The following is a 16,424-nucleotide window of genomic DNA, read 5'->3' on the forward strand; positions in this document are numbered from 1 at the left end:
TTCTTGTATTGCGAGAACGAAAACCTTCTTCTCACCCCGGTGTGAAAACTTGCGCGGGCTTTATGGCCGATAAAATAACGGCGCCCCGGACAAGCGTTATTTTTCTGCCCCGATAGTAGGGCGACCTCCGCTGGCTTGCTTTATATGAAAGGCCAACTATCATTGCGTTTCGGCCAACCTGCCGCCAAAGGGGACACATGCGCAACGTCCGCATTGATGACATCGACCACGTAGCGCGCGCGGTGATCGCCATCGGCACCGATTATCCGCCGGGGCATTTGCTGCCGATGCACAGCCACCGGCGCGCGCAGTTGCTGTACGGCGCCACCGGCGTCATGCACGTTTTCACGCAGCAAGGCAATTGGATCGTCCCGCCGCAACACGCGGTGTGGCTGCCGCCGCAGATGCCGCACGCGGTGAGGATGGTCGGCGTCACTACCCGCAGTCTGTACCTCGAACCGGGCGCGTTGCCCGCCGAACAGCCTCAGGTTTGCCAGGTGGTTAGCGTCACCCCGCTGATGCGCCAGCTGTTGATGGCGGCGGTGGACATGCCGCTGGAGTATGAGCGGGAGGGACGCGACGGGGCGCTGGCGACGCTGCTGCTGCACGAGCTGGCCCGGCTGCAACCCTTGCCGTTGCACATCCCGCTGCCCGCCGATCCTCGGCTGGGCGAGCTGTGCCGCGCCTTTTTGCAGCACCCCGACGCCCACGACTCCGCGCAGCAATGGGCCCCTCGTCTGTACATGAGCATTCGCACCTTCAGCCGCTTCTTTCGGGCGCAGACCGGCCTGCCTTTTTCGCAATGGCGTCAGCGCGCCTGCGTGGTGCTGGCGCTGGCGCTGCTGGCCGAAGGGCGCAGCGTGACGCAGGTGGCCATGGAGATGGGATATGACAGCAGCGCGGCGTTTTCAACCATGTTTCGCCGCGTGCTGGGGCAGGCGCCCTCCTCCTATCTGACGGAAGACGGGCGCGACGGTTGACGGGTTAGCGGAATTTCTTGTGATTGGCGTCGCGGGTCTGCTTGAAGCCCTGCGCCAGCTGCTTGGCTTCGGCGACTTTGCCCTGATTGGCCAGCGCCAGCGCCTGATCGATCTGGCCGATCAGGGTATCCAACCCGCTGCGGAAATCTTTCATCTCCGGGCTGTCGGCGGCTTTGCTCTCCAGTTTCGGCGGAGTACCCTGCTTGGCATCCTGCGCGGCGGCGCGCATGTTCTGCAGGCTCTGTTTGAGGGTGGCGGCGGAGTCGGTATTCAGCACCGTTTTGTAGTTTTCCGCCAGGGTGTCCATATCGTCGCCCAGATCGGCGGCGGCCGCCAGCGAACTGGCCGCCAGCAGCGTCAACGCCGCCAGCGCTTTCAGGGTATTCTGCATGTTTGCTCACCTTCCAGTTATTGTTTTAGTTAACCCACCGCTACCATAGGCAAGGCCGGGCAAAATCGAAACCGGAGATTTGTAAGCAAGGTTGAGACGGGATAACGCGCGGCCGGCGGGCGCCGACCGCACAGAGGATCACTGGCCGGCGATCTTCATTTCCGGCAGCAGCACCGAACCGCACTGGATATTGCTGCGGGTTTCGATATCGCTGCCGACGCTGACGATGTTGCGCAGCATGTCTTTCAGGTTGCCGGCGATGGTGATCTCGCTGACCGGGTACTGGATCTCGCCATTTTCCACCCAAAAACCGGCGGCGCCGCGAGAATAATCGCCGGTGACGCCGCTGACGCCCTGGCCCATCAATTCGGTAACCACCAGGCCGGTGCCAAGCTGTTTCAGCATGCCGGCGAAGTCTGCGCCCTGCCCGGCAATACGCCAGTTATGGATGCCGCCGGCATGGCCGGTGCTGTGCAGGCCAAGCTTGCGCGCCGAGTAGCTGGTCATCAGCCAGGTTTGCAGCACGCCATCCTTGACGATATCGCGCCGTTGGGTGCGCACGCCCTCGCTGTCGAACGGCGTTGATGCCAGCCCTTTCAGCAGATGCGGGTGTTCCTCGACGGTCAGCCACGACGGCAGGATCTGCTTGCCGAGCGCGTCCAGCAGGAAAGTGGATTTGCGGTAGACGCTGCTGCCGCTGATGGCCCCCACCAGATGGCCGAACAGCCCGGTGGCCACTTCGGAGGCGAACAGCACCGGCGCCTTCATGGTCGACAGTTTACGCGGCGCGAGACGCGCCAGCGTGCGGCGGGCACACTCCTGCCCCACCCACTCGGGGCTGTGCAGATCGCCCATCGCACGGCCGATGGTGTAAGCGTAATCCCGCTCCATGTCGCCGTCCTGCTCCGCAATGACGCAGCTGGACAGCGAATGACGGCTGGAACAGTAGCTTTGCAGCATGCCGTGGCTGTTGCCGAACACCTTGATGCCGTAGTGGCTGTTGAAGCTGCCGCCTTCGGTGTTGGTAATGCGTTTGTCCGCCGCCAGCGAAGCCTGCTCGGCGCGCGCCGCCAGCTCGATGCCGCGCTCGGCGTCCAGCTCGGTCGGGTGGAACAGATCGAGATCCGGCGCCTCAAACGCCAACAAATCTTTCTCCGCCGGGCCGGCGCAGGGATCTTCAGAGGTGTAACGCGCGATGTCCAGCGCCGCCTGTACGGTGCGGGCGATGGCATCCGGGCTGAGATCGGTGGAAGAGGCGCTGCCTTTGCGCTGACGGTGATACACGGTGATGCCCAGCGCGCCATCGCTGTTGAACTCGACGTTTTCCACCTCGCCGAAGCGGGTGCTGACGCTGATACCGGTCGATTTGGTGACCGCGACTTCCGCCGCGTCGGAACCGGCGCATGCCAGCTCCAGAGCCTGAGAAACGGCCTGTTCCAGCGCCTTGCGCTGTTCTGCAACTTGAGTGACTACTTTCATCAATCTGCCATAATTAATCAGAAAATCGTTGAGAAAAGTGCCGGAGCGGCGTAGTTGTGCACGCGGGGCGGCGCGCAAAAATCCTGAGATCTCTGCCGTTGAGTCTAACAGGAACCGCGTTGAATTTCGCATAAAGCCGAACGGTAAGGCCGGGATAAAATACAAAACTCGCGCGTCACTCGACGATAAGTTTTACCGACTTGCCGATATTCGCCATCATGTTGACCAACGCATCCAACGTAAATTTCTCGGTTTTCTGATTCACCACGTCGGACACGCGCGGCCGGGAAGTGTGCAGATAACGCGCCGCCTCTTCCTGGCGATAGCCTTCTTCCTCAATCCACGCGCTGATCTCTCCCATCAGCTGTTTTTTTAGTGCGATAAGCTGCGCAATCTCCGCATTGGACTGTGCTTGCAATTGCCGAGCCTCATCGGCGGAAAACCCCAAATCTGCAAACACATTGCCGCCTGCTGGCGTAATGTGGCGCGAACCGGTATCAATCGGCTTGGTCATGACCTTTACTCCGCTCATTAATGACCGCGTCATAACGCGCTTTGATTATCTGAATATCGTGGCGGCTGGTTTTCTCCGCCTTCTTTTGAAAGCTGTGCAGAACGTAGATCGCTTCACTGAACTTTGCCACATAGACCACCCTGAACGCTCCGTCGATGGCATATAAACAGATTTCGATAACGCCATTTCCACAACTGGTCATCGTTTTCCAATTACCGGGCTCCAAACCTCTTTGCACTTTACTCAGTTCAAATCCTGCCGCTTTTCGCGCATCTATTGGAAAGGCCAATAAATCCTCTAACGATGAACCGCGCCAATCAATGGCTTTCTCGATGCCATCATCCATGAATACCACCTCATTTTGTATAAAATTTTATACAAACATGATGATAAAAACAACAGCATGAATTCAGAGGACAGGAGCCTAGACATAATAATGCCCCAGCGCGGCAGCTATACTCAGTTTGCTCAGGGCACGCAATTGGCGGGTTGCCGGACAACCTGTTAGGATTAGCCTCTTTTTAACGGAGCCTACCATGAACAAACAGCCTGAAGACTGGCTCGACGATGTCCCGGAGAATGAAAACGAGGACGATGACGAGATTATCTGGGTCAGTAAAAGTGAAATTAAACGTGATGCCGAAGCGCTGAAAGACCTGGGGGCCGAAATGGTCGATCTGGGCAAAAACGCGCTGGATCGCATTCCGTTGGACGAAGATTTGCGCGCCGCCATCGAGCTGGCGCAGAAGATCAAGAAAGAAGGCCGTCGCCGTCAGCTGCAGCTGATCGGCAAGATGCTGCGCGCCCGCGATATCGAGCCGATCCAGACCGCGCTCGACAAACTGAAAAACCGCCACAACCAACAGGTTTCGCTGTTCCATAAGCTGGAAGCGCTGCGCGACCGCCTGGTGGAAGAAGGCGATGACGTCATTCCGTCGATCCTGGATCTGTATCCGGCCGCCGATCGTCAACAGCTGCGTTCACTGGTGCGCAATGCGCAAAAAGAGAAGGCCGCCAACAAGCCGCCTAAGGCTTACCGCCAGATCTTCCAATACCTGCGCGAGCTGGCCGAAGCGGCTGACTAAGCGCCGCCGCCATCCCGGGATGAACCCGTTTCATCCCCGGTGATGCGCCGGTTCACCGCTGCTTTCGCGGATATTGAAACGCAGGCTGCCTTCCAGCTCTTCTTCCGCTTCTTCAAACAACAGAATGATCGCGCCAAAACGACGCTTGCTGCGGGCATTGAGGTGGGTGAACTCGATTTCCACCGGCAGACCGATATCGCCGGTCACCACGTCCCACAGCGCGTCGAGGTTGGCGCCAAACCCCTCGTCCAGCGCAAACTTATGCGCGAAATCGCGGTAGAAGGCCGGCACATCCTGGATCTGCTCAAAATCAAACTCTACTTTTGCCATCAAACTCACTCCACACGAATGAAGTTTTTGTAATGGTCACGCGAGACGAAGATCAGACCGTCGCTCGAATACAGCAGGCGATCGGCGCCGCGCCGGCCACACTGGTAATTGATGTCCGCTTCACGCCAGACCCGGCCGCCGGCGCTCGGCAGTTGCCCTTCACGGTTAGAAAATCGATCGCCGCCAATCGCCTTGCCCGGCAATACCGAACAGAGGTTGCCTGAACGCGGGTCCCAGCCCTGCTCGCGCGCCTGCTTCTTGGTGATGTAATAATCCGGCAGCCGCTGATGCTGCTGCAGGTAACTCACCACCGTTTGCTGCTGCGTGAGCCGATCGATGCTCTGTTGCTGCCCCGCCGGCGCTTGCACCACCGCCGCATTGCCGCCAATCGCACGGTGCTCGTTGCCGCGCAACGCGCTGAAGACGGCGATGACCACGGCGATGACAATCGCCAACAGAATCCGCTTGTTCATGACATTCCCTGAAATTATGCCGCCGGAGGCGCCGCAGCTCCCCCAGGCTAGTTAGGTATATAGTCGACCTGGATGAAACTAAGATGACCGACACGTTGCGTTTTCGCGGCGGTGTGGGTTTCATCCATTCATGTCAATGATGCCACTTTCCAGCCGTTCTGGCACTCGGAGTCTCTCTGAAAACGAGCCGCCTGCTCTGAGACGGCCCGCCGAACAACGACTGCTTACAGTATAGTCAGGGAAGGCGCCGCACAGCGCGGCGCAACAGGAGGGAACGCATCAATCGATCAAGGCGTGGCGATAGCGGTGCAGCATGTCGGCCAGGCGTTTCACCGGCCCGGTGACGCTGAGCGGCGCCTGATTGTCGACCAGCTTCTGCTGGTACTCGTTCATTTCGCCCAGCAAGCGATCGTAGTAATAGGCGCGCTTGACGTCGTTCTTGGCGGAGACCACCCGATCGGCGGTGCTGCGGATCTGGCGGTGGAAGGCCGACAGCTCTTCGCTGGCCGGAATTTCCGCTCGCTGCATGCGCTGGTGGGCGATGATCAGGTTCAGCGCCAGACGATACTTGGCGATGTCGTTCGGGAACATCATCAGCAGCTGATTAAGCTGCTGATACAGCGCGGGCAGGTGGTTTTGCCGACGGCGCGCCGCCTTGGTGGTCAGCGCCGACACCGCGCTGCTGACGAACTGGTTGAGCAACGTGCGGCCGGTGCGTTCGCGCGAATTATCGCGGATCAGCAGCAGCACCATCAGCCCGACGCAGCTGCCGAGGAACTGGCCCAGCGCCCCGTCGAGAAACTGGGTCACGTTGAACTCCATCGGGTTGCTCAGCACCAGAATGTTGATGGTCCCCGCCAACAGCCCCAGCGAACCGAGCCGCCGCTTCTGCACCTCGATGCCGATGAAAAACGCCAGCAGGCCTAGGCTGAGACACAGCAGCAAAATGCTCTGCTGGGTCGCCGGCAGGATCACCATGAAGAACAGAGAACCGACCGGGATTGCCGCCAGCATGCCCAGCACGAAATCCATCGCCACCATGCGCGGCGCCGGGGTGCGCATCGCCAGCGAGGTGATCACCGCAATGATCACCATAAAACCGCTGCCGGACGTCCAGCCGGTCCACAGCCACAGCAGGCAGCCGAAGGCCGTCGCCACAAAGGTGCGCAGGCCGTTGATCATCGCGTGATGCCCTTCCGCCGAGGTCGGCTTGACCACGGTTTCATTGCTCAATACGCCCTCTTCCACCGCGCTGATGCTGCAGTTGGTGTGCACGCCTTTCGACAGCAGCAGGTAGCGCGTCGCCGCGCCGACCCAGCCGGTGATGGTCGGCAGCGTTTCCTCGGAGCGATGCGTGGTCAGCACCTGGCGCAACAGCTTCATGCGCTTGTGGATTTCCTGCGGGGTCTCCGCCGGAACCATCAGCTGTTCCCGCAAACTTTCTTTCAGCGCCTGCGGGTGATTCAACAAGATCAGATAGGTTTCACAGGCCTGGGTGATCAGCGTCAGCGACAGGGTATGCAGCGCTTTCACCCGTCGGTTGACCTTCTGCCAGCGCGAGGACTCCATCATCAGGTTGTTGCGCATGCCGTCCAGCGCCGTGGTGCTCTTCACCAGATTGCTCCAGGCGCGGTCGATGTCCTCTTTATCGGCATGGCTGATGCACATCTGCATCAGGCGGTATTGATCCACCAGCAGCTTATCCACCGCCCGATCGATGTCCTGCTTGATCGAACGCGGCGAAAACAGCAGATCGGCCAACACGGCGCTGACGATCCCCAGCACGATCTCGCTGCAACGCTCGATGGCGAACTGCGGCGCTTCCAGCAGGTGGGCCTCGCTGGTGGCGACCGTCACGATGATGATCAGCGCGGTATAGCCGGCCAGCCCCCAGGCGTAGGAGTTCTCCACCTTGATAAGCGAAGAGAGCCAGGTGCAGAAACCGGCCCACATGCAGCACAGCATCAGCATCACTACCGGCGCGCGGGCGGTGGTGATGATGATGAGCAGGCCGACGAAGCAGCCGATAAAGGTGCCGATGATGCGCAGCCAGCCGCGATGGCGAATGGCGCCGGAGAAGGGTTCACCGCCGGCGGCAAAGGCCGGGCCGGCGACGACGATGGCGGCGGTCATCGCCGACCAGCGCGGGGTTTCCAGATTGAGATGGAAGCCGACGAACAGCGCAAACACAATCGCGAAGCTGAGTTTGAAGGCAAATCTCAGCCGGATAAAGGTTGGGCTGCTCATTAGCCGAACTCACGCAGCCGGTGCATCAGGCGCACAAAAGGCGAGCCGCTGTCGGCATTGCGATCGTTCTTGCCGACGATCACCACGGTGGCGGTGGTGCCGGCCGGGTACGGATGCTGTTGGTCCTTGACGTCCAGCAGGATCTTCACCGGCACGCGCTGCGCCAGGCGCACCCACTCCAGGTTGCTGTCGATCGAGGCCAACCCTTTGTTGTTCATCGTGCTGCTGCTGTTGTTCACCGCCGCCGCCACGCTATCGACGGTGCCATGCATGATGCGGTTGCTGCCGAGCGGGGTAATCTCCGCGCGATCGCCCTTATTCAGGCCGTTCAGCTTGGTCTCTTCCAGGTACGCCAGGATGTAGAAGGAATCTTTCTTCACCAGCGCCACCGCGACCGACCCGCGGGTGATGTATTCACCGGCGTGTACGTTGAGGTTGGTGATCCAGCCATCGGCCGGGGCGCGCACCGTGGTGCGCTCCAGATCCAACTGCGCCAGCTCGCGAGCCGCAATGGCCTTCGCCAGCTGGTGCTGCACGGTCTGCAGCGAGTTGTTCGACTGGTCAATCTCTTCCTGCGACATCGCCTGCACGCCCAACTTCACGCGGCGGCCGGCCTCACGCCGTTTTTCCGCCGCCAGCGTCTGATAGTAGGCGACGTCGGCGCCGGCTTCCGCCAAGGCCTGCTCATAACGCGGCCGATCGACCACGAACAGCACCTGGCCTTTCTTGACCAGTTGGTTGTCCACTACCGGCACGTCGGTCAGCAGGCCGCTGACGTCCGGCGCGATCGCCACCACGTCGGCGGTGAACTTGGCGTCACGCGTCCACGGCGACTCGGTGTAGAACACCCAGGCCTTGAATACCGCGGCAATGCCCAGCAGCACAAGAATCAAAGTGATCGCGATTCGGGTTATTTTTATCGAAAAATTTTTCACAGCGACCTCAAACAAAAAGACACGAAATCAGATAAAACAAGCAGCAATACAGCGCGGTATTAAACAGCGCCGGATGCCAGACAAAATCGTAAATCCCCGTCGGCTGCAGCAGGCGGCGCAAGAGAAAAAACAGCGCCAGCGACACCAGCAGCTCGAAAAACACCGGCGGAAACGACAGTCCGAAGATGACCATAACCGGAAGCAAACTCATCACTTTTTCCTTATTGTTCACTGCGCCGGGGAAAGACAGGTCTCGCCATTCACATTCTCTTTACATTTTAGCGTGCGCGCGCCACAAATCTTGACCAGGCAGCTTGTCCAGGTCACGAACCCGAAAAAAGGTTAAACTTTGGGGCAGACATCCACGACAGGGATTGCGAGGGTGCCGGAGGAGCGGCAGGATGACGTCGCCGCTCGCTCTCGCACGTTGGTGAGGTCTATTCACCCGACCACGTTATATTAGCCTGCTTACTATCAAGGCATCAACAATCTGTGATCTAAATCACTTTTAAGCCAGAGTGAATAATGGAAAGATTAAAACGCATGTCGGTATTCGCCAAAGTGGTTGAGTTCGGGTCGTTTACCGCGGCCGCGCGTCAACTCGACATGAGCGTTTCATCGATCAGCCAAACCGTCTCGAAACTGGAAAATGAGCTGCAGGTCAAGCTGTTGAACCGCAGCACGCGCAGCATCGGCCTGACCGAGGCCGGCAAGATTTACTATCAGGGCTGCCGACGCATGCTGCAGGAAGTCAGCGAAGTGCATGAGCAGCTGTACGCGTTTAACAATACGCCCGCCGGCACGCTGCGCATCGGCAGCTCGTCCACCATGGCGCAAAACGTGCTGGCGAACATGACCGCCGAGATGATGAAAGAGTACCCGGGTCTGACGGTCAACCTGGTGACCGGCATACCGGCGCCGGATCTGATCACCGACGGGCTGGATCTGGTGATCCGCACCGGCGCGCTGCAAGACTCGAGTCTGTTCTCGCGCCGCCTGGGGCAGATGCCGATGGTGGTGTGCGCCGCCAAAAGCTACCTGAGCCAGCACGGCACGCCGCAGAAGCCGAGCGACATGGTCAACTTTTCCTGGCTGGAGTACAGCGTGCGGCCCGACAGCGAATTCGAACTGATGTCGCCGGAAGGCATCACCACGCGCATTTCCCCGCAGGGGCGCTTCGTCACCAACGACTCCTCCACCATGATCCGTTGGCTGAAAAACGGCGCCGGCATCGCCTACGCCCCGCTGATGTGGGTGATCGAAGAGATCAAACGCGGCGAGATCGAGATCCTGTTCAAAAGCTACCATTCGGATCCGCGGCCGATCTACGCGCTCTATACCGAGAAGGACAAACTGCCGCTGAAGGTACAGGTGTGCATCAACTATTTAACCGACTATTTCGAACGCGTAGCGGCGGTCTATCAGGGTTATCGCTGAGCAGCGCTTAAATAGCGGCGCGCCAGCGCGGCCAGCAGCATCAGCGCCAACATGCCGATGCCCCACAGCAGCCAGACGGCGTAGCCCGCCCAGGCCAGCAGCAGAGGAAAATAGCTCGCCAGCCCGTTGCCCAGCTGTTTCAGCCACGGCAGCCAGGTGTCCAACACCGTCTGCGGCACCAGGCTCAGCGCACCGTTCACCGGCAACGTTGCGTTTCCGGCCGCCTCCGCCAACGTCGGCAGCCAGGTCAGCAGGCCGGATACGCCCCAGGCCAGCAACGTCCACAGCGCCATGGCGCCGAGCAGCAGCGCGGCCGTCCAGCCGCCCCGATTCACGGCACACCGCCGCCGCACTGCGGACAAAAGCGGCTGCCCGGCGGCAACGGCGCGGCGCACTGTCCGCAGGTGGCGCTCACCGCGGCAAACGGCTGGCCGCAGCGGTGACAATAACGCGCGCCCGGCTTATTCACGGCCCGGCATTCCGGGCACTGCGGCCCCTGTTCGCCATGCTGGCTATAGCGGTTGCCATGGTGGCCACCGCCGTGGCCCGCGCGCCGATGACCGCCGTTAATACCGCCTTGCCCCAACAACCTTTTCAGTAAGCTCATCCCGCCTCTCCTCTGTGCATTCACGCTGAAGCTCACTGTAAACCCTGGAGTAAACTCCAGGGTAAAGCCCGGCGATGAGGATTTACGTTTCATTACATCGTAATAATGGCAAGGCTTTGATGCCGTTAACAAAAGCATCATCGGCATTATCCCACGCCGCCGCGCTGCGTTATGCTGCGGGCACCTCTCCCTGCATCAGGAATAACCATGAAAAAAATCATACTGGACTGTGACCCGGGGCATGACGACGCCATCGCCCTGCTGCTGGCCTGGGGCAATCCGCAGATCGACCTGCTGGCGGTCACCACCGTGGTGGGTAACCAGACGCTGGACAAAGTGACGCGCAACGCCCTCGCGGTGGCGCGCATCGCCAATATCACCGGCGTGCCCTTCGCTGCCGGCTGCCCGCGCCCGCTGGTGCGCAATATCGAAGTGGCGCCCGACATTCACGGCGACTCCGGCCTCGATGGCCCGGTGCTGCCGGAACCCCACCTGCAGCTGGACTCGCGCCACGCGGTGGATCTGATCATCGATACCGTGATGGCCCACCCGCCCGGCAGCGTGACGCTGGTGCCGACCGGCGGCCTGACCAATATCGCCATGGCGGTGCGTAAAGAGCCGCGCATTGCCGAGCGGGTCAAGGAAGTGGTGCTGATGGGCGGCGGCTATCATGTAGGCAACTGGAGCGCAGTGGCGGAGTTCAATATCAAAATCGATCCCGAGGCGGCGCACATCGTGTTCAATGAAAAATGGCCGCTGACCATGGTCGGGCTGGATCTCACCCACCAGGCGCTGGCCACGCCGGCCGTCTGCGAACGCATCGCCACCCTCGGCACCCGGCCGGCCACCTTCGTCGGCGAACTGCTGGCATTCTTTGGCCGTATGTACCAACAGGCGCAGGGCTTCAGCGCCCCGCCGGTGCACGATCCTTGCGCAGTGGCCTACGTGATCGATCCGAGCGTTATGTCGGTGCGCAAAGTGCCGGTGGATATCGAGCTGACCGGCACCCTGACGTTGGGCATGACGGTCGCGGACTTCCGCGCGCCGCCGCCGCCGGACTGCCACACCCAGGTCGCGGTCAAACTGGATCAGGATAAATTCTGGGATCTGGTGGTGGATGCGCTGGAGCGGATCGGCGACGTGGAGTAGCGTACAAGAGACGAGATTAACGCGCTTGGGCAGGCGCGTTAGTCCGTATTCTGCCGCGGCAAAGGGAGGCTCAAGCCATAACCGCTTTTATTTCCAATGCAGCAGAACAATCCTAATTATTAATCATTTCATAAAAATTAAAAAAAACAGATAATAACAAGAAGAATCTTAATGAAAATAAAACCATGAAAATCACATTGAATTTAAAAACCAGCAATGGAAAACGATGAAATAAATCTCCACCGTCACGCCGCCACTGACGGCATCAATTAAACAAGCAGATACCTCTTTTATTCTTCGCATGGCCTGCCAATATAGGCCATCACCGGGATACCCCACGATATCCACGCACGCAAGAACCACAACCAACCTGTTGATTTTAATTAATAAAAATAATATTAAGATTAAAAATTGACTGAATCACAATAGATTTGAGAAAATGGCGCGTCTGATTTTGCAAACAAAAAAATGCCTTTTGCGAGTGAAAAATACGGCTTAACTTTTCTTTGGGCAAACAGCCTCGCGCATTCTCAGGGCAAATATTATTTATCTTTTTACCATAAAGACGGTTTAAATTTCCCGTGAGACATTGTCGATTTCAACATTACACGCATTTCAATACCAGGATAAAGGATAGGGAATAATCAAAACATGCATTTAATAAACGCTATCAGGCCTTGGCAGGTTAACCATGGCCGATAAATCTCCCGCTAACGCAGCGACCATCGCCGTGCTGCCCCTGCTGCTGATCTGGATGGCGGCGATCCTGCCAGTCTATCATCCCAACATGGGCGGCGACGGTCTGGCGCTGCCGCAAAACATTCTGGCCTGGGGCGTCATGGCGCTCACTACGCTGATCGTGACGTTTACCGTTTGCCTGGGTCGCATCCGCCTTTCGCTCACGCCCACCGCGCGCCTGTTGCTGCTCGGCATCGCCGTGCTGGCGCTGCCGTTGCTGTATACCCGCCCCGAATGGCGCGAAGACGCCCTGTGGCGCTGCGCCGGTTTGCTCGGCGGTTGGTTGTTCTATGTCGCCTGCCTGCAGCTGCGCGTCACCGCCCGGCAGCGCGAGCGGCTGCTGTTCGGCCTGTTGTTTGCCGTCGGCATTCAGGCGTTGTTGGCGGCTTTACAGCTGTTCGCCCCCGCGCTGGCCTGGGTATCCCCTAACGGCGGCCGGGTCTACGGCGTCTTTCAGCAGCCGAACGTGCTGGGCAGCTTTATCGCCACCGGGCTGGCTTTGGCGCTCTGGCTGCTGCTGGCTCCCTTCTCTGCGCCGACACGGCGGCAAATCCCGCTGCTCGCGCTGCTGGCCGCTTTCTCCGCCCTGCTGGTGCTGATCCAGTCGCGCGCCGCCTGGTTGGGGGCCGCATTGGCGGCGGCGCTGCTGCTGTGGCGCTTTGCCCGCCAACGCCCGGCCGCAAGCCGCTGGGCCGGCGGCGCGCTGCTGCTGGGCGCCGCGATCGGTCTGACGGTGCTGTTCACCGGTTTCGGTCTGGAGACAAGTGGCGTCTTGCTCGACCGCGAGTTCTCCAACAGCGCGCGCCTGACCATGCTGCACGACGTCGGCGCCATGATCCTGGCCAAGCCGCTGCTGGGCTGGGGCTACGGCGGCTTCGAATACAGCTTCGCGCACTTCCGCCTGCAGACAATGCCCTGGAGAGAAGTGCTGGAAGTCGCCGGGCATCCGCACAATGAAATCCTGCTGTGGTGGGTCGAGGGCGGCCTGACGGCGCTGGCGGGTATCGCTATCGTCCTTGCCGCCGGCGTACGGCTGCTGAAAAGCGCCTGGCAACGGGATCGAGAACAGCCGAACGGTGCGCGCGTCGGCCTGTTCCTGGTGCTGCTGCCGATGCTGATACACACTCAGCTGGAATACCCTTTCTATCTGTCTGCGCCGCACTGGCTGGCGTTTCTGCTGCTGCTGGCGCTGCTGGACGGCCAAACCGGCGAGCCCCGCCAACTGCCGTTCGCCAAAACCCTGAGCCTGCCGGTGGCGCTTGCGGCGCTCGGCGTGCTGGTGATGGCGGCCTTCGCCTGGCAAGGGCGCATGGCGCTCACTCAGTCGGAGCGCACTATGCTGGCCAACATCGACAGCATCGAGCAGATGCCGCCGCCGGCCGCCTGGATCTACCGGGAGCGCAAAACCTTCGACGAGCAATCTCACGCGCTGCTGGTCTATAACCAAACGCGCGATGATGCCCTGTTGACCGGCTATCGGCAGTGGGCCAATGCCTATCTGCAGCACCGCATCGACGCCAACGTCTACGCCACGCTGATCATGATCTTGCGCTATCAGGGGGATCAGGCACAAGCCGATGCTCGCCAGCGGGAAGCCGCTTTTCTGTTTGCGCGGGATGCGCGGTTCAGGTAGGGACAACGAGGTGAGAGCGATGCTTCGCCGCTCTCACCTGCGTCATTTTATGTCGCAAAATTAACGCGGCAAAATCGCGCACTCTTTATCCAGCAGCGACTCTACCGAAGCGCGGTTGCCGACGTCCCAGCCGCGCTTCGAGGCCAGCAAAATAAACCCCCGTTGGCCGCCAAACGTGGTGGGCACTAACGCCACGCCATATTCCGCCATCTGCGGCGGCGACAGATGGAAATAATCCGCCAGATCCTTAATCGGGTAAACGCCCATCGCGGTTGGCTGCATCACGCGGCGCGCGTAGTAGGTGTGGCGCAACAGCTTATCCGGCAAGGGCCGCCATTGTTCCTGTATGTAGGGGCGTTCCGCCTGCAATTGACGCCGCACGTCCTCACGCAGACAGGTCAGGTGAATATGCAATTGGTTTTGGCTACGGCCGTATGCGGAGTTGATCGCCATGCCCAACATATCATCCGGCACCGGCCCGCCATATTCGGCGGCCAGCCGATAACGCATCAGCCAGGCATAGCCAAAATAGTCCGTCCGTTCCCCGGCCAACAGCTGCGGGCTTTCGATGCCGGAGAGCGGCGCCGTCGGAACCAGAATAAAATGATAGGGGTAACGCGGATTTTGCAGCACGCTAAAGCCCTGGGCCTTCCCCTGCGGCATATAAATCTGCTCACAGGGCGCCGGATCGCGCTTTTGCTGATAATTGGCCATGCAAAGCTTATCGACCACGCCCCACAGCGCATCGGAGCGGGCGCAGCCCGTCAGGGACAGGACGCCCAGCGCCAGCAGCCAACGCCTGGCGGGTATAGCCAGACGCGTCATCATCGTATTGCTCTGTTTTTTCGCCACGTCAATTTTATTCCATTATATCGTGCAGGCTACGGCGTCCTGCCGCGCTTAGCGTTACGAATGCGAGAAAGGCCGCAAAATGGAGCATGATTGAGGGGCCAACGCGGGGCCCCTGGAGGAAAAATTACGCCGTGCCGCCGACGGTGAGCGTGTCCAGTTTCAGCGTCGGTTGGCCGACGCCCACCGGCACGCTCTGGCCTTCTTTGCCGCACACGCCCACGCCTTTATCGAGCGCCAGATCGTTGCCGACCATCGAGATCTGCTGCATCGCCTCGATGCCGGAGCCGATCAGCGTCGCCCCCTTCACCGGTTTAGTGATGCGGCCCTTCTCGATCAGATAGGCTTCGGTGGTAGAGAACACGAACTTGCCGGAGGTGATATCCACCTGGCCGCCGCCAAAGTTCGGCGCGTACAGGCCGTATTCAACGCTGGCGATGATCTCTTCCGGCGTCGATTTACCCGCCAGCATGTAGGTGTTGGTCATGCGCGGCATCGGCAGATGCGCGTAGGACTCGCGGCGGCCGTTGCCGGTCGGCGCGACGCCCATCAGGCGCGCGTTGAGCTTGTCCTGCATGTAGCCTTTCAGCACGCCGTTTTCGATCAGCACGTTGTACTGGCCCGGCACGCCTTCGTCGTCGATCGCCAGCGAACCGCGGCGCCCTTGCAGGGTGCCGTCGTCCACCACGGTACACAGCTCAGACGCCACCCGCTCGCCCATATGGCCGCTGAACACCGAGGTGCCGCGCCGGTTGAAGTCGCCTTCCAGGCCATGGCCCACCGCTTCGTGCAGCAGCACGCCCGGCCAGCCGGCGCCCAACACCACCGGCATATTGCCGGCCGGCGCCGCTACCGCGCCGAGGTTGACCAGCGCCATGCGCACCGCTTCTTTGGCGTAGGCATCGGCACGCACGTCGCCGTCGACGGTTTCCAGGAAGTAGTCATAGCCGAAACGGCCGCCGCCGCCGCTGGAGCCGCGCTCACGCTTGCCGTCCTGCTCCACCAGCACGCTGACGGAAAGGCGCACCAGCGGGCGAACGTCCGCCGCCAGCGTGCCGTCGGTGGCGGCCACCAACACCTGCTCGTAAACGCCGGTGATGCTGGCGTTCACTTCCTGCACCCGCGCATCGGCGGCGCGCGCCACCTTGTCGACGCGGTGCAACAGGGCGATTTTCTCTTCGCGCGGCAGGCTTTGCAGCGGATCGAGCAGCGGGTACAGCGCTCGATAACCGATTTCGCCCAGGGTATGCGCCCGCCCGTCGCCCTGCTCGCGCACGATGCTGCGCGCCGCCTGGGCGCTCTGCTGCAGCGCATTCAGAGTGATCTGATCGGCATAGGCGAACCCGGTCTTCTCACCGCTGACGGCGCGCACGCCGACGCCCTGGTCGATATTGTAAGAGCCATCCTTGATGATGCCGTCCTCGATCACCCAGGCTTCGTGATAGCTGGACTGAAAATAGAGATCGGCGTAGTCGATACGGCGTTCTGCCAGTTGACCCAGTACCGAGTACAGGTCTTGATGACTCAGCTTGTTGGTAGCGAGTAACTGCTCACTGACAAACGTCAGACTCATAATG

The 16,424-nt window shown here is 60.3% G+C and carries 18 protein-coding genes; 5 read left to right on the plus strand and 13 right to left on the minus strand.

The annotated features are described in order from the left end of the window. The first annotated feature begins 197 nt into the window (after nt 1-197). Nucleotides 198-980 (plus strand): AraC family transcriptional regulator, encoded by a 783-nt coding sequence (locus ACJ8IP_RS18060; RefSeq protein WP_033644472.1) that lies wholly within the window; start codon nt 198-200, stop codon nt 978-980. 4 nt (nt 981-984) lie between these two features. Here the strand turns inward: ACJ8IP_RS18060 and cybC are convergent, their stop codons facing one another. From cybC to ACJ8IP_RS18080, 4 genes are all read right to left on the minus strand, one after another. Further along, nucleotides 985-1,371, minus strand: coding sequence for a cytochrome b562 (cybC, locus tag ACJ8IP_RS18065; protein ID WP_033644470.1), 387 nt, complete (start codon nt 1,369-1,371; stop codon nt 985-987). A 138-nt stretch (nt 1,372-1,509) separates the two neighbouring features. After that, nucleotides 1,510-2,850 (minus strand): metalloprotease PmbA, encoded by a 1,341-nt coding sequence (pmbA, locus tag ACJ8IP_RS18070; RefSeq protein ID WP_033644467.1) that lies wholly within the window; start codon nt 2,848-2,850, stop codon nt 1,510-1,512. Nucleotides 2,851-3,025: 175 nt separating this feature from the next. After that, nucleotides 3,026-3,364, minus strand: coding sequence for a helix-turn-helix domain-containing protein (locus tag ACJ8IP_RS18075; protein ID WP_033651243.1), 339 nt, complete (start codon nt 3,362-3,364; stop codon nt 3,026-3,028). After that, entirely contained in the window at nt 3,348-3,710 is a 363-nt protein-coding gene (locus ACJ8IP_RS18080) for a type II toxin-antitoxin system RelE/ParE family toxin (protein WP_147880656.1), read from the minus strand. Before ACJ8IP_RS18080 ends, ACJ8IP_RS18075 begins: the two co-directional genes overlap by 17 nt. Before the next feature lie 190 nt (nt 3,711-3,900). Between ACJ8IP_RS18080 and yjgA the strand changes: the two genes are divergently transcribed. Next, the gene (gene yjgA / locus ACJ8IP_RS18085; protein WP_004936968.1) at nt 3,901-4,449 is read left to right on the plus strand and encodes a ribosome biogenesis factor YjgA; all 549 of its coding nucleotides are present in this window, start codon (nt 3,901-3,903) and stop codon (nt 4,447-4,449) included. Nucleotides 4,450-4,479: 30 nt separating this feature from the next. On the opposite strand, the gene ACJ8IP_RS18090 is transcribed toward yjgA, so the two are convergent. The 5 genes from ACJ8IP_RS18090 to aaeX form a co-directional block, all read right to left on the minus strand. Next, nucleotides 4,480-4,779, minus strand: a complete 300-nt coding sequence (locus ACJ8IP_RS18090) for a barstar family protein (protein WP_033644909.1) — start codon at nt 4,777-4,779, stop codon at nt 4,480-4,482. Nucleotides 4,780-4,784: 5 nt separating this feature from the next. After that, complete coding sequence (locus tag ACJ8IP_RS18095) at nt 4,785-5,252, minus strand: ribonuclease (RefSeq protein ID WP_033644465.1); 468 nt, start codon at nt 5,250-5,252, stop codon at nt 4,785-4,787. A 279-nt stretch (nt 5,253-5,531) separates the two neighbouring features. Next, nucleotides 5,532-7,499 (minus strand): p-hydroxybenzoic acid efflux pump subunit AaeB, encoded by a 1,968-nt coding sequence (gene aaeB / locus ACJ8IP_RS18100; RefSeq protein ID WP_164106540.1) that lies wholly within the window; start codon nt 7,497-7,499, stop codon nt 5,532-5,534. Continuing rightward, nucleotides 7,499-8,434: a p-hydroxybenzoic acid efflux pump subunit AaeA gene (aaeA, locus tag ACJ8IP_RS18105; RefSeq protein WP_442524481.1), complete on the minus strand. Its 936-nt coding sequence runs from the start codon at nt 8,432-8,434 to the stop codon at nt 7,499-7,501. Before aaeA ends, aaeB begins: the two co-directional genes overlap by 1 nt. A gap of 7 nt (nt 8,435-8,441) precedes the next feature. Continuing rightward, the gene (gene aaeX, locus ACJ8IP_RS18110) at nt 8,442-8,645 is read right to left on the minus strand and encodes a p-hydroxybenzoic acid efflux pump operon protein AaeX (protein ID WP_004936952.1); all 204 of its coding nucleotides are present in this window, start codon (nt 8,643-8,645) and stop codon (nt 8,442-8,444) included. Between the two features lie 314 nt (nt 8,646-8,959). On the opposite strand from aaeX, the gene aaeR reads away from it, so the two are divergent. Further along, nucleotides 8,960-9,871, plus strand: coding sequence for an HTH-type transcriptional activator AaeR (gene aaeR, locus ACJ8IP_RS18115; RefSeq protein ID WP_004936950.1), 912 nt, complete (start codon nt 8,960-8,962; stop codon nt 9,869-9,871). Here aaeR and ACJ8IP_RS18120 read toward each other — a convergent pair. After that, nucleotides 9,862-10,206, minus strand: a complete 345-nt coding sequence (locus ACJ8IP_RS18120) for a hypothetical protein (RefSeq protein ID WP_147880658.1) — start codon at nt 10,204-10,206, stop codon at nt 9,862-9,864. The two genes, aaeR and ACJ8IP_RS18120, sit on opposite strands and share 10 nt — an antisense overlap. Then, on the minus strand, nt 10,203-10,478 hold the full coding sequence (locus ACJ8IP_RS18125; protein ID WP_033644459.1) for a zinc ribbon domain-containing protein: 276 nt from the start codon (nt 10,476-10,478) through the stop codon (nt 10,203-10,205). Before ACJ8IP_RS18125 ends, ACJ8IP_RS18120 begins: the two co-directional genes overlap by 4 nt. Before the next feature lie 207 nt (nt 10,479-10,685). Between ACJ8IP_RS18125 and uriH the strand changes: the two genes are divergently transcribed. Next, nucleotides 10,686-11,627, plus strand: a complete 942-nt coding sequence (gene uriH, locus ACJ8IP_RS18130) for a uridine-preferring nucleoside hydrolase UriH (protein WP_046687885.1) — start codon at nt 10,686-10,688, stop codon at nt 11,625-11,627. Between the two features lie 691 nt (nt 11,628-12,318). Beyond that, entirely contained in the window at nt 12,319-13,998 is a 1,680-nt protein-coding gene (locus tag ACJ8IP_RS18135) for a PglL family O-oligosaccharyltransferase (RefSeq protein WP_147880659.1), read from the plus strand. Between the two features lie 60 nt (nt 13,999-14,058). Here the strand turns inward: ACJ8IP_RS18135 and ACJ8IP_RS18140 are convergent, their stop codons facing one another. Both ACJ8IP_RS18140 and tldD read right to left on the minus strand, forming a co-directional pair. Further along, nucleotides 14,059-14,823 (minus strand): CDP-diacylglycerol diphosphatase, encoded by a 765-nt coding sequence (locus ACJ8IP_RS18140; RefSeq protein WP_033644908.1) that lies wholly within the window; start codon nt 14,821-14,823, stop codon nt 14,059-14,061. A 151-nt stretch (nt 14,824-14,974) separates the two neighbouring features. Continuing rightward, a complete protein-coding gene (gene tldD, locus ACJ8IP_RS18145; protein WP_033651236.1) occupies nt 14,975-16,420 on the minus strand; it encodes a metalloprotease TldD in 1,446 nt (481 codons plus the stop codon). Between the last annotated feature and the right edge of the window lie 4 nt (nt 16,421-16,424).

The organism is Serratia sp. CY52157 (assembly GCF_052168495.1).
Classification (GTDB): domain Bacteria; phylum Pseudomonadota; class Gammaproteobacteria; order Enterobacterales; family Enterobacteriaceae; genus Serratia; species Serratia ureilytica.

What these genes read in the sequence shown, in the direction of transcription:
- ACJ8IP_RS18125 (WP_033644459.1), bottom strand. Translation starts at nt 10,478, where the DNA reads ATGAGCTTACTGAAAAGGTTGTTGGGGCAAGGCGGTATTAACGGCGGT.
- cybC (WP_033644470.1), bottom strand. Translation starts at nt 1,371, where the DNA reads ATGCAGAATACCCTGAAAGCGCTGGCGGCGTTGACGCTGCTGGCGGCC.
- ACJ8IP_RS18080 (WP_147880656.1), bottom strand. Translation starts at nt 3,710, where the DNA reads ATGGATGATGGCATCGAGAAAGCCATTGATTGGCGCGGTTCATCGTTA.
- uriH (WP_046687885.1), top strand. Translation starts at nt 10,686, where the DNA reads ATGAAAAAAATCATACTGGACTGTGACCCGGGGCATGACGACGCCATC.
- ACJ8IP_RS18140 (WP_033644908.1), bottom strand. Translation starts at nt 14,823, where the DNA reads ATGACGCGTCTGGCTATACCCGCCAGGCGTTGGCTGCTGGCGCTGGGC.
- tldD (WP_033651236.1), bottom strand. Translation starts at nt 16,420, where the DNA reads ATGAGTCTGACGTTTGTCAGTGAGCAGTTACTCGCTACCAACAAGCTG.
- ACJ8IP_RS18090 (WP_033644909.1), bottom strand. Translation starts at nt 4,779, where the DNA reads ATGGCAAAAGTAGAGTTTGATTTTGAGCAGATCCAGGATGTGCCGGCC.
- aaeX (WP_004936952.1), bottom strand. Translation starts at nt 8,645, where the DNA reads ATGAGTTTGCTTCCGGTTATGGTCATCTTCGGACTGTCGTTTCCGCCG.
- ACJ8IP_RS18095 (WP_033644465.1), bottom strand. Translation starts at nt 5,252, where the DNA reads ATGAACAAGCGGATTCTGTTGGCGATTGTCATCGCCGTGGTCATCGCC.
- pmbA (WP_033644467.1), bottom strand. Translation starts at nt 2,850, where the DNA reads ATGAAAGTAGTCACTCAAGTTGCAGAACAGCGCAAGGCGCTGGAACAG.
- aaeR (WP_004936950.1), top strand. Translation starts at nt 8,960, where the DNA reads ATGGAAAGATTAAAACGCATGTCGGTATTCGCCAAAGTGGTTGAGTTC.
- ACJ8IP_RS18075 (WP_033651243.1), bottom strand. Translation starts at nt 3,364, where the DNA reads ATGACCAAGCCGATTGATACCGGTTCGCGCCACATTACGCCAGCAGGC.
- ACJ8IP_RS18135 (WP_147880659.1), top strand. Translation starts at nt 12,319, where the DNA reads ATGGCCGATAAATCTCCCGCTAACGCAGCGACCATCGCCGTGCTGCCC.
- aaeB (WP_164106540.1), bottom strand. Translation starts at nt 7,499, where the DNA reads ATGAGCAGCCCAACCTTTATCCGGCTGAGATTTGCCTTCAAACTCAGC.
- yjgA (WP_004936968.1), top strand. Translation starts at nt 3,901, where the DNA reads ATGAACAAACAGCCTGAAGACTGGCTCGACGATGTCCCGGAGAATGAA.
- ACJ8IP_RS18060 (WP_033644472.1), top strand. Translation starts at nt 198, where the DNA reads ATGCGCAACGTCCGCATTGATGACATCGACCACGTAGCGCGCGCGGTG.